The following is a 22,509-nucleotide window of genomic DNA, read 5'->3' on the forward strand; positions in this document are numbered from 1 at the left end:
CCCTGCGCATCCAACGCCGACTCCGACGACCCCGTCCGCAACTCGAACGCGTTATCCACACCCTGCGCAATATCCGGCGACTGCGCCCCAATGGAGATACTCACCCCACACGACGCCCCATCGAAACCCTTCTTCGACGAGTCATACCCGATACCCAGGATCGTCTCCCGCACGATCGACGGAATATCGGCGTACGCCTTCGTGGTCACCTCACCCGCCACATGCACCTGACCAGTCGTGATCAGCGTCTCCACCGCCACACGACTATGCGGATCCTGAGCGAGCAGGGCATCGAGAATACCGTCGCTGATCTGATCAGCGATCTTGTCCGGGTGGCCTTCCGTGACCGATTCGGACGTAAAGAGGCGGCGTGACACGCTTGTCCTTCCCAGAGCGAGACGGGGTCAGTGGATCGGGCGTTCCGTGGAATCACCCGTCAACGCAGCCTGCCATGCGGCGACCGGTGGCGGCGAGTCCATGTGTTCGGGAACGCGGACATGGATGACGGAAGGACCGCTTCGGCTGACCGACTCCTTGACGAGAAGGTCGAGTTGTTCCAGGTCGGTCGCCTTGCCGCCGGGCGGGCCCATGCCGGCGGCCAACAGCACCGGATCGATGCGGCCGGGGTCCACTCCGAAGTACCGCCCGTCGAGGTAGAGGTGCTGGATCATCTTGATCCAGCCCATCGACGTGTTGTCCAGGACCGCGTCGGTGATGGGCAGGTCGAGCCGGCCCGCCGTCTCCCAGTCGCCCAGACCCATCGCGACGCTTCCCTCGGTGGTCAGGCAGAGCACCCGTTCGCCCGGGTGTCCGACGGAGACGCCGATCGCGGCGGAGATGGCGAAGCCCATCGGGCCGTGACCCCGGGGGATCACGACGCGCCAGCCGTCGCCCGGCGCCTCCCAGTAGGAGGCCAGGTAGGGCGTGGGCGTGCCTGCGTCGGCGACGACCCAGGTCGTCGGGCCGAAGGCGCGATACAGGGCGTGGACGACGTCGCGGGGACGCAGCCGGTCCGCGCCGGGGTCGGGCTGCGGCCCGCTCTCCTGCTCGATCCAGCGTCGACCTGGAATACCTCACCGACGACGCGGGTCGACGGGTCGCGGCCTTCGGTCACTGGGCCGGTTACGTCGGCGCGGCGCTGGCCGCCCTGCACGTACGCGGACAACTGGTGGCCCCGCTGCGCGCCACCGACCGCGCGGAACTGGACGCGGCGCTGAGCAAGGGGCACGGCGACCAGGTGCGGGCGTTGGTGATCGGGGCGCGGGGACGCAGTGGCCGAGGTGCCGTCGCGGCGCTGACCGTCGCCGGGGTGGCGGTCACCGCGTGGGATCTCGCGGAGACGCGTGAGCTGGACCGCGAAGCGGTGCTCGATCACGACGTACTGGTCAACACCGTGCTGACGCAGACGCCCGCACCCCCGTTCGTCCGTCCCGAGGACCTCGACCACCCGCACCGCCGGTTGTCCGTGATCAGCGACGTGACCTGCGACGTCACCTCCGAGTGCAACCTGCTGCCGATCTACGACCGGCCGACGGACTGGACGCAGCCGGTGCGGCGGCTGTGTGCCACCGCACCGCTGGACCTGATCGCCATCGACAACCTGCCGTCGCTGCTGCCGAGGGAATCGAGCACGGCGTTCTCCGCGGACCTGCTGCCGCACCTGTTCACCCTCGCGGACGGGTCGCCGGTCTGGCGGCGTGCACGCGACCGGTTCGAGGCGGCGTCGACCGCGTCGCACGACACCCCTGGGAGGAAGTCTTGACGGTGGCTCTGATTCCGCCGACCGGACGAGTGCACTGGCTGGGCACCGGAATGTCGACCGGTAGCGGCCTGGGCATCGTGTGCGACCTCGCCGTGGAGACCACGGTGTGGGCGCGTACCGAGGTGAAGGCTGCGGCCTGCCTGGAGCGTCTCGGTCTGTCCGGGCGGGCACACACCAGGGCCTACTCGGCGCCGGACCTCGCGGCCCGACTGGCCCCGGGAGACCTGGTGGTGTCGATGCTGCCCGCCACCGAACACGCCGGGATCCTGCGGCTCTGCATCGCCGGATCGGCGCACTTCGCCAGCTCCAGCTACGTCTCGCCGGAGGTGGCCGCGCTGGCGGGGGAGGCCGAGCGGGCCGGTCTGGTCGTGTTGACCGAGGCGGGACTCGACCCGGGCATCGACCACCTGTTCGCCCATCGCCTGGTCGACCTGGCGGAACGGGCGACCGCCGACGCCGGGGCGGTGACCGCCCGGTTCGTGTCGTACTGCGGCAGCTTTCCGGCGGTGGCCAACGACTTCCGCTACCGCTTCGCCTGGGCGCCTCGCGGGGTCCTGACCGCGTTGCGGACGCCGGCGCGGTACATCGAGGACGGCCGGGAGCAGCGCGCCGATCGTCCGTACCGGACGGTCCGCGACGTCGTCCTGGACGGCGAGTCGTTCGAGGTCTATCCCAACCGGGACAGCCTGCCCTATCTGTCCACCTACCGGTTCCCGGCGTCCTGGAAGGTCGACACCTTCGTCCGGGGGACGGTCCGGCTCGACGGGTGGACCGAAGCGTGGGAGCCGGTCTTCGCGCAGGTGGAGCAGGGCGACGACGCGCAGATCGACCGGCTGGCCACGCAACTCGCCGAGCGCTATCCGGCCACCAGCGACGACCACGACCGGGTGGTGATGTTCGTCATGCTGGACGTCACGACGGCCGACGGTCGCACCTGGTCCGGCGAGTACACCATGGACGTCCGAGGCGACGAGCGGGAGAATGCCACGCCGCGCCTGGTCTCGGTGGCGTTGGCCGGCGGCATCGGGAGTTCCTCTCCGGCGTGGAGTACTACGTCAACTCGGTCAGCCGCGACGGCGCGCACCGGGTCGTGGGAGGTGTGGCGGTATCACAAGCGCCCGGTGTCCGGGCGCACCGTGTACGACTTCGAGGACCTGCTGGCCTGGGAGGACCCGACGGCCCGACGGATCGCCGACTATGCCACGGCGGTCCTCGACGCGCTGGAGATCCACAACGGGGCCGGCCACACCGAGGTGATGCTGACCGAGCGGGGGCCGGTCCTGGTCGAGTGCGGTGCCCGGCTCGGCGGCGGGCAGATGCCCGAACTGCTGTCCCGGTGCACCGGCACCAACCAGGTCGACAGCCTGGCCGAGGCGATCGCCCGTCCGGAACGCTTCACCGGCGCGGACGCGGGCGCGGGCGCGGACGCGATCAGCGGCTACCGGCTCGGCGCTCACCTGCGCTGCGTCAACCTGCTGAGTAACCGACCCGGCACGATGCCACCGGACGAGGCGTGGGCGCCGGTGCGCGCGCTGCCGTCCTTCGACAGCATGGTGCTCAACCTGCCGACGAACACGCCGCTGGCCCGGACCATCGACATGGCCACCTGCCCCGGCACCGTCTACCTCTGCTCCAGTGACCAGGACCAGGTCGAGGCGGACTACCAGCGGTTGCGTCGTCTTGAGGACGAGGGGCTGTACGAGCAGGGGTACTGATCGTGGTCGCCTCCGTGCTGTCACCGCAGCACGGAGGCGGCCAGCAGGCGCAGTTCCTTCTCGTCCTCGACGTAGTCGGTGCCGATGGTGATCGTGGCCAGTTCTCCCAGGTGGGAGACGTGGGTGCCGCCGCACGGCATCGTCGCCACCGGGGTCGTCTCGCACCGCCAGGTCCGCTGCGCGGTGAACAGGTCCGCTCCGGCGACGGTCACCGGGGCGGCCGAGGCCACCCACTTCGCCAGGATCTCGTTGGCCCGCTCGACGTAGTCGTCCAGTTCGGCCAGCAGCCGGGCGTGGTCGAAGCCCTTGCGTCGCAGCGACCTGCCCAGCCGGTAACGGTCGACACTGCCGCCGAGGTGGTGGCGGCTGTCGATGAGGGCGGCGGCGTCGAAGTTGCGGCTGCCCCGGGAGTCGCGCGGCGCCTCTTTGGACCACAGTTCCTCGGTGGCCTCGTTGAAGGCGTAGGCGACCAGGTGACAGCCGGTGTGGGCGGCGCTGAGGCTGCGGCGGCGTGCGACGTCGACGGCCAGTGTCGCGGTCCGTCCCCGCCAGCGGCTCGGATCCTGCTCGACGAGGTGGGCGACGGCGAAGACGTGGCCGTCGTCGCCCCGGCGTGCGGTGACCTCGGGACCCACCCGGATCTGTCCGGTGTCCCGCTCCGCGGTGAGGATCTGGGTGTCGACCACGGGCAGCACCTCGGTGTCGACGGTGAGCGTGCCGTGGTCGGCGGGTTGGTCGGGCCAGACGGTGTCGATCGGGTGGAACGGGGTGCGGTCGGTGACCACGGCCCAGCGCCCGGGGGACACCGGCAGCACCTCGATGATTCGGGCACTGCCCTCGGTCTCGCCGCGGTGGTAGCTGATCCGGCTCTCGGTGATGCGGGTCGCCGCACGCGGGTCGGTGGTCGATCCCGGTCGGACGGGGGGAGCGGTCGGCTCCGGCGCGTACGCCACGGGCGGCTCGGCAGGGGAAGAAGTCACCGGTGATCCTCGACATGACTGACGAACGCGGTCAATGTATCAGCATCCGCGGGTCGCGTCGGGGACGGTGGGCGGACACGGGGTGCGTCGACTACCGGTCCGTCGCGGCCAGGTCCAGCAGCGTACGCACGACGGCGTTGCGGGCCAGCGGCACCTTGAAGGCGTTGTCCGGCAGCGGCTGCGCGTCGGCGAGTTCGGCCTCCGCGGCCCGGCGCAGTCGGTCCTCGGTGGGCGGCCCACCGCGCAGCAGGTCCTCGGCGCGTCGGGCCCGCCACGGACGGTGCGCCACACCGCCCAGCGCGATCCGGACGTCGCGGATGCGCCCGTCGGCCAGGTCGAGGGCGGCGGCGACCGAGACCAGAGCGAACGCGTACGAGGCGCGGTCGCGGATCTTGCGGTAGTGGGAGCGGGTGGCGAAGGGCAGCGGGGGCAGGTCGACGGCGGTGATCAGTTCCCCGTGGGCCAGCACCGTGTCGGTCTGGGGCGTCGATCCGGGCAGCCGATGCAGCTCGGTCAGCGGGATGGTGCGGCTGCCGTCCGGGCCGGTGGTCTGCACCAGGGCGTCCATCGCGGCCAGCGCCACGGCCAGGTCGGACGGGTGGGTGGCGACGCACTCCGGGGAACTGCCCAGGATCGCCAGCTCGCGGTGGTGTCCCTCGACGGCGGAGCAGCCGGTGCCCGGGGCGCGCTTGTTGCACGCCGTGGTGACGTCCTGGAAGTAGGGGCATCGGGTGCGTTGCAGCAGGTTCCCGCCCACCGTGGCGAGGTTGCGCAACTGGGTGGAGGCGCCGGCGAGAAGCGCCTGAGCGACCACCGGGTAGCGACGTCGGATCACCGGTTCGGCGGCCAGGTCGCTGTTGGAGACGCCGGCTCCGACGCGGACGCCGTCGTCGGGCAGCTCCGTCACGCTGCGGGAGGTGACGTCCCGCAGGTCGACCAGGAGATCGGGGCGGGCCACGTCGAGCTTCATCAGGTCCACCAGGTTGGTGCCGCCGCCGAGGAAGGCCGCCTGTGGTGAGCGGGCGAGCAGGGCGACCGCGCCGGCCAGGTCGGTGGCGCGCTCGTACCGGAAGGGCCTCATGGCCGGGCCACCTCCTGGATCGCCGGGATCATGTTCGCGTACGCGGCGCAGCGGCAGAGGTTGCCGCTCATCCGCTCGCGGATCTCGTCGGGGTCGGCGGTGAGATCGACCGGGCCGTGCCCGTCCGGCTCGCGGGCGGTGACCGCGCTGGGCCAGCCGGCGGCTGCCTCGGCCAGCATGGCGACCGCCGAGACGATCTGTCCGGGCGTGCAGTAGCCGCACTGGAAGGCGTCGTGCGCGATGAAGCTCTGCTGGACGGGGTGCAGTCGGCCGTCGCGGGCGAGTCCGGCGGCGGTGACCACGTCGGCGCCGTCGTGGGCCACCGCGAGCGCGAGGCAACTGTTGGCGCGTCGTCCGTCGAGCAGCACCGTGCAGGCACCACACTGGCCGTGGTCGCAGCCCTTCTTGGGGCTGGTGTTGCCCAGCCGCTCGCGCAGCGCGTCGAGCAGGGTGGTGCGGGTGTCGACGGTGAGCCGGTGGTCGGCGCCGTCCACGCGGAGCGTGATCTCGGTGTCCATGGATCGTTCCCCGGGGATCGTGGGTCGGCGAGTTATCGCCATTAAACGGATCCGCAGCGTCCAAAGTTGTTGAAAGCGATAAAAAGGTACGCAACGACGTCTGGGGTGGGGAGTGGTCGGCGGATGTTGGCGGAGGTGTGGCCGTTCGTCGAGCGGCGGTACGCGGTCGGGCAGCCGGTCGTGCTGGCCCGGCTGGTGCGGCGGACCGGCCCCGGTTCCCGGCCGCTGGGCGCCACCATGGCGGTGGCCGCGGACGGTGGCTGGACCGGCTCGGTCTCCGGCGGTTGCGTGGAGGGGGCGCTGCTGGCCGAGGCCCGCGCGGTGCTCGACGGTGCCCGCCCCCGCCTCACCGCGATCAGTCCCGGCGCGGAGCTGATGCCCTGGGAGGCGGCGCCTGCCTGCGTCGCCGAGCTGGGGGTGTTGATCGCGCCGGTGCCCTCCGGTGCGGTGTACGCGACCATCGGGGCGGCTCTGGCCGCGCGCCGTCCCCTCGCGGTGGCCGTCGCGTTGCGGGAGCCGTTCGACTGGTCGGTCGCGGCGAGCCGGGACGGGCTGCCCGCCGACGGGGAGCATTTCGTCGAGCAGTGGCGTCCCGGCCCGCTGCTGGTGCTGGTGGGGGCGACGGACCTGGCCGCCGCGGTGGCCGCGCTGGCCGTGCCGATGGGCTACCGGGTGGTGGTGGTCGACCCGCGTCCCGCGTACGCCGATCGGGAGCGGGTTCCGGCGGCCGACGACGTGGTCTGCGACTGGCCCGACCGGTGGCTGGCCGCCGCCCCGGTGGGGGAGCGGGACGCGGTGCTGGTGTTGAGCCACGACCCGCGCATCGACGACCGTGCGATCCGTGCCGCGTTGTCCGGTCGGGTCGGGCATGTGGGCGTACTGGGGAGCCGGGAGTCGCATGCGCGGCGGTTGACCCGGTTGGCTGGCCTCGCCGGTCTCGACCGACTCGCCGGTCCGGCGGGTCTGGACCTCGGCGGGGACTCGCTGGCCCAGACCGCGTTGTCCATGCTTGCCGAGGTGGTGGCGGTGGCCAACCGGCGGGCGGGCGGCCGGTTGCGGGACGCGCACGGTCCCATCCGCATCGGCGATGCGCTGCCGGTGCCCGGGTGAGCCGATCCGTCCGGGCGGGTGGGTGCGGCATACGTCCGGCCCGCACCGAAGGATGAGCTAGTTACCTAATTTATCCGATTTGCCCCGCCACTCTCCTCCGGCCGTGGTCGTTGCAAACGATGTGCGTCGGACGGGACGGACAGCGCCACGGTGCTCACCCGGTCCCACACTGGAGGGAGCGCGGTTCTGAACCGGATCGCAGGAATGATCATCGCGGCGGGCGGCGGCCGTCGCATCGGCGGCCCCGAAGCACTGCTGCACCAGGGCGACAAGCCCCTGGTCGACCAGATGATCGACACGCTGACGGAGGCGGGCTGCGGGCAGATCGTCGTCGTCCTCGGCGCCGCCGCCGACCAGGTCCGCGACACCGCGGACCTGGACCACGCCACCGTCGTGGTCAACCGGGCGTGGGGCACCGGAGTCGGCTCGTCCATCCGTGCCGGTCTGGCCGGCATCGACGACGCCCGGGTGGAGGCGGCGGTGGTGGTCCCCGTGGACATGCCCGGGTTGACCGCCGAGGCGATCCGCCGGGTCACCGCGCTGCCCTTCCCCGACGTGCTGGTCTGCGCCACCTACAACGGACTGCGCGGCTACCCGATGCTGTTCGGCCGTCGACACTGGCCGGGCATCGCCACCCTGGCCAGTGCCGACGTCGGTGCCCGGCCCTACCTGCTGGCGCACAAGGACCAGATCGTCGACATCGCCTGCGACTCGGTGGCCGACGGCAGTCGGGTGGACACCCCCGAGCTGATGGCGCTGTACGGTCTGACCGTGCCCGAGCAGCGTGTCGGCGTCTGACCCGCTCAGTCGGGCAGGACGTTGCCGGCGGCCAGGCGCTGGTACCAGTGGGCGCTGTCCTTCCAGAGCCGCGCCTGGGTGTCGTAGTCGACGCGGATGATCCCGAACCGGCGGTCGTAGCCGTACGCCCACTCGAAGTTGTCCAACAGCGACCAGACGAAGTAGCCCCGCACGTCCGCGCCCGCCGCCATCGCGTCGTGTGTGGCGGCGATGTGCCGGCGCAGGTAGTCGACGCGGCGGTCGTCGTGCACCGCGCCGTCGGGCGAGACCATGTCGTCGAAGGCGGCCCCGTTCTCGGTGATCATCAGCGGCAGGTCGGGGTACTCGCGGTGCAGCCGCAGCAGCAGCTCGGTCAGACCGGCCGGCTCGATGTTCCAGCCCATCGCGGTGTACGGGCCCGGCTGGGGCAGGAAGTCGACCCGGTCGGCGCCGACCCAGGCCGAGTGCGCCGACCGGCCGTGGCCGTCCGCGCTCGACCGGGCGGAGACCCCGTCCCAGGCGCGGACCAGGGTGGTCGAGTAGTAGTTGACGCCGAGCACGTCGAGCGGGATGCCCGCGGTGCGCTCGTCGCCGTCGTGCACGAACGACCAGTCGGTGACCGCCGCCGTGTCGGCGAGCAGGTCGGCCGGGTACGCGCCGTCGAGCATCGGGCCGAGGAAGGCCCGGTTGGCCAGCGCGTCGATCCGGCGAACCGCGTCGGCGTCCGCCGCCGAGTCGGAGGCCGGGCGGATCACGTGCAGGTTGAGCGTGACCGACAGCCGCGCCGCCGGGGCCAGGTCGCGGATCACCCGGCCGGCCAGGCCGTGCGCCAGGTTCAGATGGTGTACGGCGCGCAGCGCCGCCGCCGGTTCGGTGCGCCCCGGCGCGTGCACGCCGGAGGCGTACCCGAGGTACGCCGAGCACCACGGCTCGTTGAACGTGGTCCAGGTGTGCACCCGGTCGCCGAGCGCCCCGACGATCGCGGTGGCGTAGTCGGTGAAACGCAGCGCGGTGTCCCGCTCCGGCCAGCCGCCGGCGTCCTCCAGTTCCTGCGGCAGGTCCCAGTGGTAGAGCGTGGCGACCGGCTGCACACCACGCGCCAGCAGCCCGTCCACCAGCCGGGAGTAGAAGTCCACGCCGGCCTGGTTGACCGGGCCGGAGCCGCCGGGCTGCACCCGGGGCCAGGCGATGGAGAAGCGGTACGCGTCCAGCCCGAGCGCGGCGACGTGGTCCAGGTCGGACTCCCACCGGTGGTAGTGGTCGGCGGCGACGTCGCCGGTGTCCCCGTTCAGGGTGCGTCCCGGTGTGTGACTGTAGGTGTCCCAGATCGACGGTCCCCGGCCGTCGATCCGGGCCGCCCCCTCGATCTGGTACGCGGCCGTGGCCGACCCCCAGACAAAGCCCTCGGGGAACACGACATCACTCACTTCGCCACCTCCGTGACCTCGCAGCGGTACCCCGACGAGTCGCCCGCCACCACCTCGGCGGTGGCCGTCCCGTCGCGGTGGTACACCTCGAACTCCGTGCCGGACCCGCCGTCGGGCGCCGGCACCCGGACCCGGGTCCGCTGGCCCGGCGCCGGAGCGTACAGGCGCAGCGTGACGTCGTCCGCCCAGCGGTAGTCGGGTCGGTCGGTGACCTTCCCGAACGGGATGACCGAGCCGGGCCGGGCCAGCACCGGGACGCTGTCGAAACCGTGCTTCTCGGTGACCCAGCACGGGCCGGTGACCTGCGCGCCGCTGGTCAGGTGGGTCCAGGTGCCGGCCGGCACGTAGTAGGTGACCTGCCCGTCGGCGCTCATCACCGGGGCGACCAGCAGGTCCGGGCCGAGCATGTACTGCCGGTCCAGGTACGCGGCGGTCGGGTCGTCCGGGAACTCCAGGACCATCGGCCGCATCACCGGTACGCCCTCCCGGTGCGCCTCGTCGGCCGCCGCCGCCAGGTACGGCATCAGCGACATCTTGAGCCGGGTGAACCGGCGCAGCACGTCGACCGCCTCCGCGTCGTAGGCCCACGGCACCCGGTACGAGCCGGAGCCGTGCAGCCGCGAGTGGGAGGAGAGCAGCCCGAAGGCGATCCACCGCTTGAACACCGCCGGGTCGGGCGTGCCCTCGAAGCCGCCGATGTCGTGGCTCCAGTAGCCGAAGCCCGAGGCGGCCAGCGACAGGCCGCCGCGCAGCGACTCGGCCATCGCCACGAAGGTGGACTCGCAGTCGCCACCCCAGTGCACCGGGAACTGCTGGCCGCCCGCAGTGGCGGAGCGGGCGAAGACGACCGCCTCGCCCTCGCCGCGTTCGGCGGTCAGCAGCTCGAAGACGGTCTTGTTGTAGAGGTGGGAGTAGTAGTTGTGCATCCGCTGCGGGTCGGCGCCGTCGTGCCAGACCACGTCGGTCGGGATGCGCTCGCCGAAGTCGGTCTTGAAGCAGTCGACGCCCATGTCCAGCAGCACCTTGAGCTTGTCGGCGTACCAGCGGGCCGCGTCCGGGTTGGTGAAGTCGACCAGCGCCATCCCGGCCTGCCACTTGTCCCACTGCCAGACCGACCCGTCCGGGTTGCGGACCAGGTAGCCGGCCTGCCGGCCCTCCTCGAACAGGTACGACCGTTGGGCGATGTACGGGTTGATCCAGACGCACACCTTGAGGCCGCGTTCGTGCAGCCGGCGCAGCATCCCCTCCGGGTCGGGGAAGGTCGCCGGGTCCCAGATGAAGTCGACCCAGTGGAACTGCCGCATCCAGAAACAGTCGAAGTGGAACACCGACAGCGGCAGGTCCCGCTCGGCCATCCCGTCGATGAACTCGGTGACCGTCTTCTCGTCGTACGAGGTGGTGAACGAGGTGGACAGCCACAGCCCGTACGACCAGGCCGGCACCCGGGCCGGGCGGCCGGTCAACGCGGTGTAGCGGCGCAGCACGTCCTTGGGCGTGGGTCCGTCGATCACATGGTAGGTCAGCGACTGCCCCGGCACGCTGAACTGGGTCTGCGACACCACCTCGGAGCCCACCTCGAAGGACACGTGCTCGGGGTGGTCCACGAACACGCCGTATCCGGCGCTGCTGAGATAGAACGGCACGTTCTTGTACGCCTGCTCGCTGGCGGTGCCGCCGTCGGCGTTCCAGATGTCGACGGTCTGGCCGTTCTTGACGTACGCGCCGAAGCGCTCGCCGAGGCCGTAGATCGTCTCGCCGACACCGAGCGAGAGCCGGTCGTGCACGTACTTGTGGCCCTCGGCGTCGGTGACCACGCCGATGCTGCGTTCGGTGGACGAGGTGACCAGCTTGTCGCCGCGCAGGAAGTCGACCCGCCACGGGCCGGTCAGCGCCACCCGCACGGTCAACTCGCCGGTGGTCAGCCGGGCGCTGAGCCCGGTGACCTCCACCTGCACCGGGTGTGCGGCGCTGTCGGCGAGGGCGAAGCGGGGCTGTTTGGGCAGCCCGCCCGAGTGGTGTCCGACGGTCACCCCGACCACGCCGGGGGCGGGGGAGAAGAAGCGCACGGTGACCACTGGGCGGTTCAGGGTGTCACCGCGTCCGGTGATCCTGCCGATCGGGGCGAAGACGGTGAAGGACCGCTCGTCCGGCTCGACCGACTCGACCGTGCCGGGGCGCAGCACGCTCACCCCGGGACGCAGTTGCCAGTATCCGTCGGTGAACTTCACTTGTCGGCTCCTGCCGTGATGCCGCGCGCCAGGGTGCGCTGGAAGACGAGGAAGAACAGGATCGCCGGGAGCAGACTGAGCAACGCGCCGGCGTTGGTGGTGGGAGCGTCCATCAGCCGATCCCCCTGCAACGAGGCGAGCGCGACCGGGATGGTCTGGGTCTGGTTGTCGATCAGCATCACCAGGGGGATGAGGAACTCGTTCCAGGTCCAGATGAAGAAGAAGACCAGCAGCACCGCGATGGTGGGCCGGATGTTGGGCAGCACCACCCGCCACAGGATCCGCCACCTGCCGGCGCCGTCCAGTGCGGCGGCCTCCAGGAGTGGACGCGGGAAGGTGCTGAGCACGGAGGCGAGCAGGTACGTGCCGAAGGCGGCCTGGATGACGGTGAAGATGATGATCACCGCCAGGCGGGTGTTGTAGAGCCCGGCCTCCTTGGCGAAGTGGTAGAGCGGGTAGATCAGGGCCTCCTGCGGCAGCATGTTGGCCAGCAGGAACAGCCCGATGATCCAGAGCCGGCCGCGGACCCGGCCGATGCCGAGCGCGTACGCGCTGAGTAGGGAGACGACCACGGCGAGCACCGCGACGGAGCCGGAGATGAGGACCGAGTTCCACAGTTTGACCGGGAAGTCGACCTGGTCCCAGTAGGTGCGCAACCCGGTGGTGTAGAACTCGGTCGGCCAGCTCAGCGGGCCGTTGGTCGAGTAGTCACCGGGTGACTTGAACGCGTTGAGCAGCATGAACGCGAACGGCACCAGCATCACCAGCGCGGCGACGGTGACCAGGGCCAGCACGATCCAGCGGGTGATGCCCCGATGGTGCCGGTCGGGCACCCGCCGGGTACGGCCGCCGGTGCGGGGTGGGGTGAGCGTGACGGCCATCAGATTCCTCCGTCGCGGCGTTCGGCGCGGTTCTGCGCGCGGATGAACAGCACCGCCACCACGACGATGATCAGTGTCAGCACCATCGAGATCGCCGAGCCGTAGCCGACGTTGAGCCGCTTGAAGAAGGTGAAGTAGGCGAAGTAGGAGGGCACGTTGGTGGCGTTCTCCGGGCCGCCCCGGGTCAGCGCGTAGATCGGACCGAACACCTTCATCGCGGCGATGGTGCAGGTCAGGCCGACCACGAAGGTCTCCGGCCGGATCTGCGGGAGGGTGATCGCCCGGAACCGTCGCCACCAGCCGGCGCCGTCGATCTCGGCCGCCTCGTAGAGTTCCGGGTTGACCCGTTCCAGCGCCGCCATGAACACGACCACCGGGTAGCCGAGCTGCACCCAGATCATCACCGCCATGACCACCGGCAGTGCGGTGCCCGGGTCGCCGAGCCAGTCGTGACTCAGCGCGCCGAGCCCGATCGCGTCGAGCAGTCCGTTGAGCGCTCCGTCGGGTCGCAGGATCCAGCCCCAGACGATGCCGGCCACCACGACCGGCAGCACCTGCGGCAGATAGAAGGCGGCCCGCAGGGCGGCGGCGGTATGCGGCCGGAAGCGCCGTCCGATGGTGTCGAACAGCACGGCGGCGAGGACCAGGCCGATCAGGGTGGGCACCACCACCATCGCGACGATCATCGCGACGGTGTTGCGGAACGAGGTCCAGAAGACGTCGTCGGTGAGCAGGGTGCGGTAGTTGTCCAGGCCGATGAAGCTGGGGTCGCCGACGCCGGACCACTTGGTCAGGGACAGGTAACCGGTGTAGATCAGCGGGCCGCCGATGACGAGCAGGAACAGCACCGCGCCGGGCAGCAGATAGAGCCAGTAGCCGGCGTCGGGGCGTCGGGGGCGGCGCGGGGTCTTGCCCGTCGGGGGTGACGGGGTCGCCCCCGGGCGGGCGGCGACGGTGTCGGGCACTGCCATGGGAGGTCCTTCCAGGGTGGGGCGGGCGTCACCGTGGTGACGCCGACGGGTACGCCCGCCCCCGCCGCCGCTCAGTCGCGCGTGATCTCCGCGACGCCGTCCTGGTAGGGCTTGGCGATCGCGTCGAGGACCTGCTCGGGCGACCGGGACTGGTTGATCAGGCCCTGGAAGCCGGAGACCAGCACGTCGTAGTAGCCGGGCACCGGCCAGTCCGGGTAGAAGGCCAGGCCGTCCTGGCCGCTGATGGTGTTGAAGTTCTCGATCAGCTTGCGGTCCTTCTCGTCGCTGATCGTGGCCGGGTCGCCTGCCACCGGCACGCCCCCGTTGTTGCCGATCAGCGCCTGGATCTCCGGCCGCATGGTGATGTCGATGAAGTCGTACGCCAGGTTCTTGGCCTTGCTGGTCTCCGGGACCACCCAGAGGTTGCCGGAGGAGCCGGCGTGCATCGTGTTGCCGGGGAAGAGGAAACTGTCCCAGTCGTAGGAGATCTCGCTCTTGAAGCGGCCGTACCACCAGCTACCGGAGACGATCATCGGTACCTTGCCGGAGATGAACGAGGTGCCCATGTCCTCGGCCTTGAGGCTGGCGGAGTCCTTGGCGATGTAGCCCTTGCGGACCCACTCGGCGAAGGTGTCCGCGCCGTACCTGAGCGGGTCGGCCTTGAAATCCACCGGGTTGGCGTAGAGCTGGTAGTCGTTCACGAAGCTGCGGTCGGCGCGGGAGAGCGCGAGCTGGTAGAAGAGCTGACCGGCCGGGTACTCGGCGCCGGACATGCCCAGCGGCGTGACGCCCTTGGCGACGAAGGTGTCCATCGCGGCGGTCATCTCGGCCAGCGTCGTCGGCACGGTGACGCCGTGCTCGGTGAAGAGTTCCTTGTTGTAGTAGACCATCACGTACTCGCCGTAGTTGGGCACGCCGTACCAGTTGCCCGAACCCATCACGCCGTTGTCGTACCGGGCGGTGGTCTGCAGGCTGGGGCTCAGTGCCTTGTCCCAACCGCGTTCGGTGGCCTCGGCGGTCAGGTCGGTGAGCAAGCCCTGCGAGGAGAGCAACCCAGCGGTGGCATTGCCCTTGTTGTACTCCATGATGTCGGGGCCCTCGGCCGAGTTGATGATCATCCCGGCGTTCTGCTGGATCTGCTCGAACGCCTTGCGCTCGAAGCGCACCTCGACCCCGGGGTGTTCGTCTTTGAAGATCTCGATGGCCCGGTCCCAGGCGATGCCCATCGCGCTGTTCGCGCTCTCGTAGTGCCAGAGCTTGAGGACGTTGGCCCCGCTGTCGTCCCCGTCACCGCCGCAGGCGGCCAGGCTCGTCGCCGTGAGCGCGGCCACCGTGGCCGCCACGGCTACGCTGCGGAATCGTCGCATTGCTAGTCTCCCTGTTGAGTATCGAGCCGGTACTCCTCAAGCCCGTCGTCGCGTGGCAGCGCGACGGCGGGCTGCTTCACTGTCCGGAGCCGGCTGGTCGCCGCCGGCCCCCGTGTCACTCGTGCCGGCCGTACGCGGCGGAGCGCTGGATCCACGGACCTCCAGCGCGCACGGCAACAGTTGCTGGTGGATCTCGTCACGACCGCCGTCGAGGTGACGCAGCAGCGTCTCGATGGCGATCCGGCCGACCGCCGAGCCGGGTGAACTCATCGCGGTCAGCGCGGGCGTGGCCAGTTCGGCGACCTGGGGCGAGGTGACCATCGAGACGACCGAGACGTCGTCGGGGACCGTCCGACCCCGGGCGGCCAGTTCGCCGAGCAGACCGAAGACCGCGTTCTCGTTCATCGCCAGGATCGCGGTCAGGTCCGGTGCCTGCCGCAGCGCGGTGTCCAGCGCGGCCCGCCCCCCGGCGGCGCTGTCCTCGGCGGGGATCATCAACGGCTCCAGGCCGTGTCCGGTCATCGCGGCGGTGAACGCGTCCCGGGTCCGCAGCGCCGGGCCGTAGCCCTCGGCGAGGGTCCCTGCGGAATGGTTGACGTAGACGATCCGGCGGTGCCCGAGGTCGACAAGGTGGCCGACGGCGTCCTCGACGGTCTGCGCGAAGTCGATGTCCACGTAGGACAGCCCGGTGGTGTCCGCGGTGCGACCGATCAGCACCAGCGGTACGCCGACCTCCCGCAACACGTCCACCCGAGGGTCGTGCACCTGCACCTCCATCAGCAGCGCGCCGTCGAGCATCCGCTGGCTGGCCAGCCGGCGCAGCTCGTCGAGGTCGCCGACGCCGATGGGGGAGAGCACCAGGTGGTAGCCGGCCGCACCGGCGGCGGCCGCCGCGCCGGTGACGAAGGCGGTCTCGGTGGCCCCGAGACCCCGCTCGTCCATCGGCAGCAGCAGGCCGAGGATCCGGCTGCGGCGGCTGGCCAGCCCGCGGGCCATCGCGTTGGGCTGGTAGTCGAGCGCGGCCATCGCGGCGAGGACCTTGTCCCGGGTGGCCTGGGAGATCGGGCGGGTGCCGGTGAGCACGTACGACACGGTGCTGACCGAGACCCCGGCGCGACGCGCCACGTCCTGCATGGTGGCCACGGGCACCTCCCTCGCGGGCTCGTCGAAACGCTTCGACTAAGCGGTTCGACAGAAGGTAGGTCACGTGTTACAGCCACGTCAATACCCCATGACAAGCCGACGTCAAGGCCCCCGGCCGCCCCCTCGCCGCTCTCCCGCTACCCCTCGCGACACTGCACTCGCCCGTCGATCATGGAGTTGTGGTCACCGCAGGCGTCACCACGGTCGCCGAGGCGGCCTTTCAAGATCGCCTATGGCACCCCGGTCTGGAGCCACTGGTCGGGATCGCCGACATTCGGGTGGTGCACTGCCAGGTCTCCGCGCAGACGGCCTTCGACCGCGTCCGGCGACGACAGGACGAGGTCGCGACCCGGCGGGCCCATGCGGATGCGCACCTCGGCGGCCGACAGACCCATGCCGTCCGCCACCACGAGTTTCAGCCCGTCCGGCTCGACGTACCCGAGATCGAGGTGGACACCAGCGACGGCTACCGTCCCGGACTCGACGAGATCGTCGCCTTCGTGGACGCCGGGCGATGAGCCGATCGCCAGCGGCCCGGCCGGTGGATGGTTCCCGGCGCGAGGAGGGGTCAGATCAGATATCGAGGTGGAACTTCTCCAGCACCGACGGGGCGACCAGGCCCAGCGCGGCCAGTGCCGAGACGACCATGAGCCCGGTGCGTACGAAGACGGTCTCGGTCCGTCCGCCGGCCCGCATCGCGATCTTGTCGGGCAGGCTGATCGGTGTCCACATCCGCCGTTTGATCGGGATCGGCCACAGGATGGGTACGCCGGCTCGGGTGATCATGTCGCCGAGGATGTGCACGAACGAGCCGACCCCGACCGCCAGCCCGATCATCGGATAGCCGCGGTCACCGGGCAGGTTGACGGCGGTGAATACGGCGGCGCCGGCCGAGACCAGCGTGACGATGACCCAGCCGGCGCGCGCGGCCCACTTGTCGAACAGGCCGCGCAGCGCCAGACCGATCATGAAGAACAGGATGCCGATGACCGCCCACTTGCCGTACTGGACGCACAGCGTGGTGGTGCCCCAGCCGACCAGCACGGTGAACGGGATGGTGTGGGTCAGCGTCCGGTGGCCGTTGTTGCGCTTCGGGTCCCGACTGAGTTTGGTGGCGTAGTAGACGCCCAGCGAGATCTTCTCCACCACCTCGGCGACGAACAGCGAGAAGACACCGAAGGTGCGGGCCACGGTCGCGCCGCCCCGGTTGCGGGTCACCTTGCCGGACAGGTCGATGTCCGGCAGCAGCGCGGCACCGGCGCAGACGGCGGTACCGACGGCCAACGCCAGCGGCGACTGCTCGTAGTCGTAGAAGTGCTGGAGCGCCCAGGACCCGCTCAGCCATACCGCCGCGCCTGACAGCGCGTGCGACGGACCCATCATCTCGGCTCGCCCTCCCCAGGGATCTTGAGCGCCAAAACTACGTCACTGTAGTTCTCCGCCACGCCGCAGGGGGACCGGCGTTCTCCTCCACAAGGGACAGCGCCGTGGCGCTGCCCGGGGAACGGCCCGACCACCAGGGAGTATGGCAGCGCCGAAGGGCTCACCGAACCGCTTGTGTCGGCCATGGGACGCGGCGTACCGCCGACCTGTCGTAGCGCGGCGGTACGGTCTCCGGGACGTCGTCGCCGCACATCGGCGCTTCCGGACGGGGTGCCCGCATGCCCACAGAGATCACTTTCGACAGGATCGCCCCGGTGGTGCCGGTGCGTGACCTGGACGCCGCGCTGGACCGCTACCGGCGGCTCGGCTTCACCGTGCGCGCCCACACCGGGCCCGAGCGGTACGGATTCGTCGAGCGGGACTCGGTCTCGTGGCACCTGACCGAGTGGGCCGAACACGACCCGACCCGCACGGCGTCGGCGCTCTACCTGTACGTCTCCGATGCCGACGCGCTGCATGCCGCCTGGGCCGCCTCGGGTGTCGACGGCCGGCTGGGCGAGCCTCACGACACCCCGTACGGGCTGCGCGAGTTCGCCTACGTCGACCCGGACGGCACGCTGCACCGCATCGGCTCACCCGTTCCCGCGCCGGGTTGACCGGACGGGCGGGCCAGCCACCGTCGCACGACGCGCCGCGCCGAGCCGGCTACGCCCGGTGCGCCGGTGTCACGTGGGCGTGCTCTCCCTGCGGACCGAAGAGCGTGAGCAGTTCCGCGGGCCGCTCGTCGGCGCTGCCGATCCAGTGCGGGATGCGGGTGTCGAACTCGGCCGCCTCGCCGACGCCGAGCCGGAACTCCTGATCGCCGAGGACGAACCGGACGGTGCCGTTGAGCACGTAGAACCACTCGTATCCCTCGTGGGTCTGCGGTTTCGTCGTCGGCGACCGCCCCGCCGGCGGATAGATCACCTTGTACGCCTGGACGCCGCCGGCCCGCCGGGTCAGCGGCACCAGCACCAACCCGGCGCGCCGGATCGGCCGGAGGTGGATGCGCGGATCGCCGGTGGGCGGCGCCGCGACAAGATCATCCAGCGGTACGCCGTACGCCCGCGCCAGCGGCAGCAGTTGCTCCAGTGTCGGGCGCAGCTTGCCGTTCTCGAGGCGGGACAGGGTGCTCGCCGTCAGGCCGGTCTCGCTCGCCAGCGCCGCCAGCGTGGTCTGACGCGCTCGGCGCAGCGCCCGCAGTCGCGGCCCGACACCGGCCAACACGTCCCCGGCAGAGTCGTCCATGCCCCGATGATTGCGGATCTGCAAGAGAAATTGCAAACGGGCAAAGGTGCTGGTGATGCTGGCGGCACCGCACCGCGCGATCGGCCTGCCGGACGCCGGTGCGCCGACCTGACGAAAGGGCACCAATGGACGCCACCGGAGCATCGGACCCGAACGGGCCGGACGACGCCGTTCGGTTCTGGGAGCGGCACTACCGCTCCCGGCGTACCTGGGGCGGACGGGCCAACCCGCTGCTCGCCGAAACCGCCACGCCACTGCATCCCGGCGACGCCCTCGACCTGGGCTGCGGTGCCGGCGGCGACACCCTATGGCTGGCTCGCCACGGGTGGCACGTCACCGCCGTGGACATCTCCGCCACCGCCGTCGACCGGGTCCGGGCCCGCGCCCGCGAGCTCGGCCTCGGCGACCGGGTCGTCACCGAACGGCACGACCTGACCAGCGGCTTCCCGGCCGGCCGGTTCGACCTCGTCTCCGCCCAGTACTTCCACACGCCGTTCGCGATGCTGCGCAGCCGGATCCTTCGTACCGCCGCACGGGCCCTGCGCCCCGGTGGACACCTGCTGATCGTCGACCACGGCTCCACCGCCCCCTGGTCCTGGAACCAGGACCCCGACGTCCACCACCCGACCCCGCACGAGGTCGCCGCCGACCTCGAACTGGACCCCGCGCACTGGACGGTGCTGCGCGCCGATGCGCCCCATCGTCGCGCGACCGGACCGGCCGGTCAGGTCGCGACCGTCATCGACCACGTCCTGCTCATCCGACGTGCCACCGGAACGGAGTGACGGACGTGCCGACCGGCCGCCCACGACGAACCCGCGCCCGGGCCCGGGACACCGGACCGGCCTGGACCGGCGCCGACGAGAAGGCCACCCTGCGAGGCTTCCTCGACTACCTGCGTACCTCGATAGCGAACAAGGTCGCCGGCGTCGACGAACCGCAGGTCCGTACGGCCGGGGTGCCCTCGGGGACCAACCTCCTCGGGTTGATCACGCATCTCACGCACGTCGAACGCTTCTACTTCCTCGGCGAGACCGTCGACAACTGGCGGGCGACCATGCGGCCGTCCGCCGACGACACCGTCGAGGGCGTACTCGCCGAATACCGGGCCACCGTCGAGCGGGCCAACCAGGTCATCGACGCCTGCCCGGACCTGTCCCATCCCGCCCCGCGACCGCCTCGACGCGGACCGGCACCGTCGATGCGGTGGGTGCTGGTGCACATGATCGAGGAGACCGGCCGGCACGCCGGCCACGCCGACATCCTCCGCGAACGGATCGACGGCTCCACCGGCCGCTGACCGGCCCGTCACCATCGACCCCAACCATCGGTGTGCCCTCTGACGTTCTAGAGCGGTGAGGGGGTGGGCATGGTCCAGTCGTTCCACGAGTTCGTGGTGCATCGTTCGCCGGGGTTGTCGCGGACGGCGTATCTGCTGACCGGGGATCATCAGCTCGCCGAGGATCTGTTGCAGGTGGCGTTGGCGCGGACGTATCGGCATTGGCGGCGGGTTGCCGATGGTGACCCGGAGGCGTACGTGCGTCGGGTGATGTATCACCAGCAGGTGTCGTGGTGGCGGCGGCGTCGGTTGGTGGAGCGGCTGGAGGCGCAGCCGCCGGAACGGCCGGCCGGTGACGGCACCGAGGCCAGCGAGTTGCGTCTCAGCCTCGCTGCCGCGTTGCGGCAGCTGACTCCGCGTCAGCGGGTGGTGATCGTGTTGCGGTTCTACGAGGACCTGACGGAGGCGCGGGTCGCCGAGGTGTTGGGTTGTTCGGTCGGCACGGTCAAACGCCATGGCCATGACGCATTGCGGCGGCTCCGGCAGATCGCCCCCGACCTGGTCGACGACACGGCCGAGAGGAGTGCACGGTGACCAGCCGACTGCGCGAGGCGTTGCGGGACACGGCGGAGGACGCGCCGGTCTACCCGGTGTACGAGCGGGCGCTGGCCACCGCACGACGCACCCGACGCCGGAACCGGGGCGCGGCAGCGCTGGTCCTGGTCCTGGTCGCGCTCGCCATGACAGTGGCGCCGGTGGGACGCGCCCCGAGCGTGGACCCGGCCGACGGGGTCGCCGGTGCGCTGCCGGACCGGATCGGCCTCCCGCCGATCGGTGCGCTGCACGTCACCGACCGACCGCGCCTCGGCCCGGCCGCCGTCCTGTTCAGCGGGGAACGAGGGCGGCTGAACGGGCCGGACCCGACGGGTTACGTCGGGGCGGTCGGTGCCGACTCCGATCGCTATCGGATCCTGCGGATGGGAGCCCATTCGCCGGCCGGCGAGAAGGTGCTGCTGTCCCCGGACGGCCGGTACATCGCCCGGTCCGCCGACGATCCGGAGCGGCCGGGTGTCGACGTCATCGACCTGGTCACCGGTCGCACCCGGCACGTCGAGAGCACCTCGGAGCACGTGACGTTCGCGTACCCGGCGGGGTGGACACCGGACGGCCGGCACATCGCCATGGTGGACATCGTGTTCGCCGACGCGCGGCAGTCGAGCCTACGGTCGGTGCTCAGCGTCGTCTCGGTCGACGGGCGCGAGCGGACTCGCGTGCGCGAGGCAGCCCACCAGCAGATCTTCGCTCACCCGGTCGCGTTCACGCCGGCCGGCGACCGGCTCGCCTACCAGGTCGGCAACACGGTCTGGGTGGCCGCGCGGGACGGTACGCGGCTGTCGTCGTTCGCGGTGCCCTACGAATCCACGTTGGCCGGCAAGGGAGCGTGGACCCCGGACGGTCGATGGCTGACCCTGGCCACCCGTCGCGTGGACAGCACTGAATGGCACCTGCGCCGGGTGGACCCGCTGACCGGCCGCGACGCCGGAACGCTGGACCTGCCGGCCGTCTCCGACGTGACCACCATCCGCCTGCTCGGCTGGGGACCGGACGGGTCCGCGCTGGTCGCGGGCTTCATCCCGAACCCACTGTCGCCCGCCCGGTTCGACCAGCCGTTGGAGATCGACCAGCGCACCTCGTCCGGCAGCGTGCGGGGTGTCCGGGTGCTCGCGCTGACTCCGGGTGCTGACGAGCCGCGTACGGTGCTGACCGCTCCGGATCAGATTTTCGCGATCGACGTGGCCGACGGTGTGATCGAGAGCGGTCGGGTGCGGGAGGCGAGTCCGCCCGGTGGGGTGGGCGGCCGGTTCTGGTGGTGGACGGGGCTGATCATCCTGGTCTGGGGCGGGATCGCCGCCTATCGGGGCCGGGTCGGGCTGGCGCTCTGGTTCGATGACCGGCGGGTCCGGCGGGCCCGTGCCGCAGCGGGCGAGGAGTGATCAGCTCCACCAGCGTTTGCGGGGCGCCCGGACGGTCACGTCGCCGAAGATCGCCCGGCAGGTCACCTCGATCACCGGGCTGCCGGGGGTGACCGGACCGGTCAGCTTCGACTTCTTGTCACCGAAGACCGCGCTGCCGGTGAGCCGGACGTCGGTGCCCTCCGGCACGACGATGACGACGCTGCCGAAGATCGCGTCCGCGTCGATGCGGATCACGCGGGCGGAGAGCTGGGCCTCGTGCAGCTCGATCCGGCAGTCGCCGAAGACGGCCCGTGCTTCGATCAGTTCCGGTGCCGCCCAGGCGCCCTTGCGGACCTCGCTGCCGAAGATCGCCAGGAGCTTCTCCGGGGTCGGGGCGTGCCCGCCCAGGGGCTGCACGCTACGGCCGGGGTGATCCGGCAGGTCCGTGGTCAGCCGGGCCAGCTCACCACGCGTCTGGGAGGCGTGTGCGGCACCGGCCCGCTCGGTGTACTCGTCGAGGGTGATCCGGCCCTCGGTCACCGCTTTGCCGAGCACCTCCACGACCTCCTCCCGTTCCCGGTCGGAGACTCGCAGCCGGTCAGTGTCGTCGTGCCGTTCCCGTTCCACGCCCCCGAGCCTAGCGGC

At 71.0% G+C, this 22,509-nt stretch carries 24 protein-coding genes; 10 read left to right on the plus strand and 14 right to left on the minus strand.

Translation table 11 applies throughout. The features are described from left to right. On the minus strand, positions 1-377 hold a 377-nt coding region (locus tag ACIBMZ_RS28895), incomplete at its 3' end, for an S-adenosylmethionine synthetase N-terminal domain-containing protein (RefSeq protein ID WP_396699197.1). A 27-nt stretch (positions 378-404) separates the two neighbouring features. Continuing rightward, the gene (locus ACIBMZ_RS28900; RefSeq protein WP_396699282.1) at positions 405-1,070 is read right to left on the minus strand and encodes a thiamine pyrophosphate-dependent enzyme; all 666 of its coding nucleotides are present in this window, start codon (positions 1,068-1,070) and stop codon (positions 405-407) included. A 98-nt stretch (positions 1,071-1,168) separates the two neighbouring features. On the opposite strand from ACIBMZ_RS28900, the gene ACIBMZ_RS28905 reads away from it, so the two are divergent. Beyond that, on the plus strand, positions 1,169-1,762 hold the full coding sequence (locus ACIBMZ_RS28905) for a hypothetical protein (RefSeq protein ID WP_396699199.1): 594 nt from the start codon (positions 1,169-1,171) through the stop codon (positions 1,760-1,762). 2 nt (positions 1,763-1,764) lie between these two features. Beyond that, positions 1,765-3,477, plus strand: a complete 1,713-nt coding sequence (locus ACIBMZ_RS28910; RefSeq protein WP_396699202.1) for a saccharopine dehydrogenase C-terminal domain-containing protein — start codon at positions 1,765-1,767, stop codon at positions 3,475-3,477. A gap of 20 nt (positions 3,478-3,497) precedes the next feature. Here ACIBMZ_RS28910 and ACIBMZ_RS28915 read toward each other — a convergent pair whose 3' ends face one another. The 3 genes from ACIBMZ_RS28915 to ACIBMZ_RS28925 form a co-directional block, all read right to left on the minus strand. Beyond that, entirely contained in the window at positions 3,498-4,457 is a 960-nt protein-coding gene (locus ACIBMZ_RS28915; RefSeq protein ID WP_396699204.1) for a hypothetical protein, read from the minus strand. 91 nt (positions 4,458-4,548) lie between these two features. Then, on the minus strand, positions 4,549-5,538 hold the full coding sequence (locus tag ACIBMZ_RS28920; protein ID WP_396699205.1) for an FAD binding domain-containing protein: 990 nt from the start codon (positions 5,536-5,538) through the stop codon (positions 4,549-4,551). Further along, entirely contained in the window at positions 5,535-6,056 is a 522-nt protein-coding gene (locus ACIBMZ_RS28925; protein ID WP_396699207.1) for a (2Fe-2S)-binding protein, read from the minus strand. Before ACIBMZ_RS28925 ends, ACIBMZ_RS28920 begins: the two co-directional genes overlap by 4 nt. Positions 6,057-6,179: 123 nt before the next feature. Between ACIBMZ_RS28925 and ACIBMZ_RS28930 the strand changes: the two genes are divergently transcribed. Both ACIBMZ_RS28930 and ACIBMZ_RS28935 read left to right on the plus strand, forming a co-directional pair. Beyond that, positions 6,180-7,166 (plus strand): XdhC family protein, encoded by a 987-nt coding sequence (locus ACIBMZ_RS28930; protein WP_396699209.1) that lies wholly within the window; start codon positions 6,180-6,182, stop codon positions 7,164-7,166. 204 nt (positions 7,167-7,370) lie between these two features. After that, positions 7,371-7,964, plus strand: a complete 594-nt coding sequence (locus ACIBMZ_RS28935) for an NTP transferase domain-containing protein (RefSeq protein WP_396699211.1) — start codon at positions 7,371-7,373, stop codon at positions 7,962-7,964. Positions 7,965-7,969: 5 nt separating this feature from the next. Here the strand turns inward: ACIBMZ_RS28935 and ACIBMZ_RS28940 are convergent, their stop codons facing one another. The 6 genes from ACIBMZ_RS28940 to ACIBMZ_RS28965 form a co-directional block, all read right to left on the minus strand. Then, complete coding sequence (locus tag ACIBMZ_RS28940; protein ID WP_396699212.1) at positions 7,970-9,370, minus strand: GH1 family beta-glucosidase; 1,401 nt, start codon at positions 9,368-9,370, stop codon at positions 7,970-7,972. Continuing rightward, positions 9,367-11,598, minus strand: coding sequence for an alpha-xylosidase (yicI, locus tag ACIBMZ_RS28945; protein ID WP_396699214.1), 2,232 nt, complete (start codon positions 11,596-11,598; stop codon positions 9,367-9,369). The genes ACIBMZ_RS28940 and yicI overlap by 4 nt, the downstream gene beginning before the upstream one ends. Beyond that, on the minus strand, positions 11,595-12,479 hold the full coding sequence (locus tag ACIBMZ_RS28950) for a carbohydrate ABC transporter permease (RefSeq protein ID WP_396699216.1): 885 nt from the start codon (positions 12,477-12,479) through the stop codon (positions 11,595-11,597). Before ACIBMZ_RS28950 ends, yicI begins: the two co-directional genes overlap by 4 nt. Next, a complete protein-coding gene (locus ACIBMZ_RS28955; protein ID WP_396699218.1) occupies positions 12,479-13,450 on the minus strand; it encodes a carbohydrate ABC transporter permease in 972 nt (323 codons plus the stop codon). The genes ACIBMZ_RS28950 and ACIBMZ_RS28955 overlap by 1 nt, the downstream gene beginning before the upstream one ends. Before the next feature lie 71 nt (positions 13,451-13,521). Next, positions 13,522-14,817, minus strand: coding sequence for an extracellular solute-binding protein (locus tag ACIBMZ_RS28960; RefSeq protein WP_396699220.1), 1,296 nt, complete (start codon positions 14,815-14,817; stop codon positions 13,522-13,524). A 36-nt stretch (positions 14,818-14,853) separates the two neighbouring features. Continuing rightward, positions 14,854-15,951, minus strand: coding sequence for a LacI family DNA-binding transcriptional regulator (locus ACIBMZ_RS28965; RefSeq protein ID WP_396699284.1), 1,098 nt, complete (start codon positions 15,949-15,951; stop codon positions 14,854-14,856). A gap of 188 nt (positions 15,952-16,139) precedes the next feature. Between ACIBMZ_RS28965 and ACIBMZ_RS28970 the strand changes: the two genes are divergently transcribed. Next, positions 16,140-16,478, plus strand: coding sequence for an ATP-binding protein (locus tag ACIBMZ_RS28970; RefSeq protein WP_396699222.1), 339 nt, complete (start codon positions 16,140-16,142; stop codon positions 16,476-16,478). Between the two features lie 55 nt (positions 16,479-16,533). Here ACIBMZ_RS28970 and ACIBMZ_RS28975 read toward each other — a convergent pair whose 3' ends face one another. Next, on the minus strand, positions 16,534-17,343 hold the full coding sequence (locus ACIBMZ_RS28975) for a metal-dependent hydrolase (protein ID WP_350700646.1): 810 nt from the start codon (positions 17,341-17,343) through the stop codon (positions 16,534-16,536). A 278-nt stretch (positions 17,344-17,621) separates the two neighbouring features. Here ACIBMZ_RS28975 and ACIBMZ_RS28980 point away from each other — a divergent pair, with 278 nt between their 5' ends. Further along, a complete protein-coding gene (locus ACIBMZ_RS28980) occupies positions 17,622-17,999 on the plus strand; it encodes a bleomycin resistance protein (protein WP_396699223.1) in 378 nt (125 codons plus the stop codon). Between the two features lie 49 nt (positions 18,000-18,048). On the opposite strand, the gene ACIBMZ_RS28985 is transcribed toward ACIBMZ_RS28980, so the two are convergent. Continuing rightward, the gene (locus ACIBMZ_RS28985; protein ID WP_396699225.1) at positions 18,049-18,630 is read right to left on the minus strand and encodes a helix-turn-helix domain-containing protein; all 582 of its coding nucleotides are present in this window, start codon (positions 18,628-18,630) and stop codon (positions 18,049-18,051) included. 125 nt (positions 18,631-18,755) lie between these two features. Here ACIBMZ_RS28985 and ACIBMZ_RS28990 point away from each other — a divergent pair, with 125 nt between their 5' ends. The 4 genes from ACIBMZ_RS28990 to ACIBMZ_RS29005 all read left to right on the plus strand — a co-directional run bounded on the left by ACIBMZ_RS28990 (position 18,756) and on the right by ACIBMZ_RS29005 (position 21,903). Beyond that, positions 18,756-19,415, plus strand: a complete 660-nt coding sequence (locus tag ACIBMZ_RS28990) for an SAM-dependent methyltransferase (protein ID WP_396699227.1) — start codon at positions 18,756-18,758, stop codon at positions 19,413-19,415. A gap of 5 nt (positions 19,416-19,420) precedes the next feature. Next, positions 19,421-19,930 (plus strand): DinB family protein, encoded by a 510-nt coding sequence (locus ACIBMZ_RS28995; RefSeq protein ID WP_396699229.1) that lies wholly within the window; start codon positions 19,421-19,423, stop codon positions 19,928-19,930. A 69-nt stretch (positions 19,931-19,999) separates the two neighbouring features. Then, positions 20,000-20,503 (plus strand): SigE family RNA polymerase sigma factor, encoded by a 504-nt coding sequence (locus tag ACIBMZ_RS29000; RefSeq protein ID WP_396699231.1) that lies wholly within the window; start codon positions 20,000-20,002, stop codon positions 20,501-20,503. Next, positions 20,500-21,903, plus strand: coding sequence for a TolB family protein (locus ACIBMZ_RS29005; protein ID WP_396699233.1), 1,404 nt, complete (start codon positions 20,500-20,502; stop codon positions 21,901-21,903). Before ACIBMZ_RS29000 ends, ACIBMZ_RS29005 begins: the two co-directional genes overlap by 4 nt. Here ACIBMZ_RS29005 and ACIBMZ_RS29010 read toward each other — a convergent pair whose 3' ends face one another. Then, positions 21,904-22,491 (minus strand): DUF1707 domain-containing protein, encoded by a 588-nt coding sequence (locus ACIBMZ_RS29010; protein WP_396699236.1) that lies wholly within the window; start codon positions 22,489-22,491, stop codon positions 21,904-21,906. It lies immediately after the preceding gene. Between the last annotated feature and the right edge of the window lie 18 nt (positions 22,492-22,509).

Source organism: Micromonospora sp. NPDC049900, assembly GCF_044461025.1.
Lineage (GTDB): Bacteria > Actinomycetota > Actinomycetes > Mycobacteriales > Micromonosporaceae > Micromonospora.

Bases quoted from the DNA above. Each gene is read 5' to 3' on its own strand.
- ACIBMZ_RS28920 (WP_396699205.1), bottom strand. From the start codon at position 5,538: ATGAGGCCCTTCCGGTACGAGCGCGCCACCGACCTGGCCGGCGCGGTC.
- ACIBMZ_RS28925 (WP_396699207.1), bottom strand. From the start codon at position 6,056: ATGGACACCGAGATCACGCTCCGCGTGGACGGCGCCGACCACCGGCTC.
- ACIBMZ_RS28930 (WP_396699209.1), top strand. From the start codon at position 6,180: ATGTTGGCGGAGGTGTGGCCGTTCGTCGAGCGGCGGTACGCGGTCGGG.
- ACIBMZ_RS28935 (WP_396699211.1), top strand. From the start codon at position 7,371: ATGATCATCGCGGCGGGCGGCGGCCGTCGCATCGGCGGCCCCGAAGCA.
- ACIBMZ_RS28950 (WP_396699216.1), bottom strand. From the start codon at position 12,479: ATGGCCGTCACGCTCACCCCACCCCGCACCGGCGGCCGTACCCGGCGG.
- ACIBMZ_RS28955 (WP_396699218.1), bottom strand. From the start codon at position 13,450: ATGGCAGTGCCCGACACCGTCGCCGCCCGCCCGGGGGCGACCCCGTCA.
- ACIBMZ_RS28960 (WP_396699220.1), bottom strand. From the start codon at position 14,817: ATGCGACGATTCCGCAGCGTAGCCGTGGCGGCCACGGTGGCCGCGCTC.
- ACIBMZ_RS28965 (WP_396699284.1), bottom strand. From the start codon at position 15,951: ATGCAGGACGTGGCGCGTCGCGCCGGGGTCTCGGTCAGCACCGTGTCG.
- ACIBMZ_RS28975 (WP_350700646.1), bottom strand. From the start codon at position 17,343: ATGATGGGTCCGTCGCACGCGCTGTCAGGCGCGGCGGTATGGCTGAGC.
- ACIBMZ_RS28980 (WP_396699223.1), top strand. From the start codon at position 17,622: ATGCCCACAGAGATCACTTTCGACAGGATCGCCCCGGTGGTGCCGGTG.
- ACIBMZ_RS28985 (WP_396699225.1), bottom strand. From the start codon at position 18,630: ATGGACGACTCTGCCGGGGACGTGTTGGCCGGTGTCGGGCCGCGACTG.
- ACIBMZ_RS28990 (WP_396699227.1), top strand. From the start codon at position 18,756: ATGGACGCCACCGGAGCATCGGACCCGAACGGGCCGGACGACGCCGTT.
- ACIBMZ_RS29000 (WP_396699231.1), top strand. From the start codon at position 20,000: ATGGTCCAGTCGTTCCACGAGTTCGTGGTGCATCGTTCGCCGGGGTTG.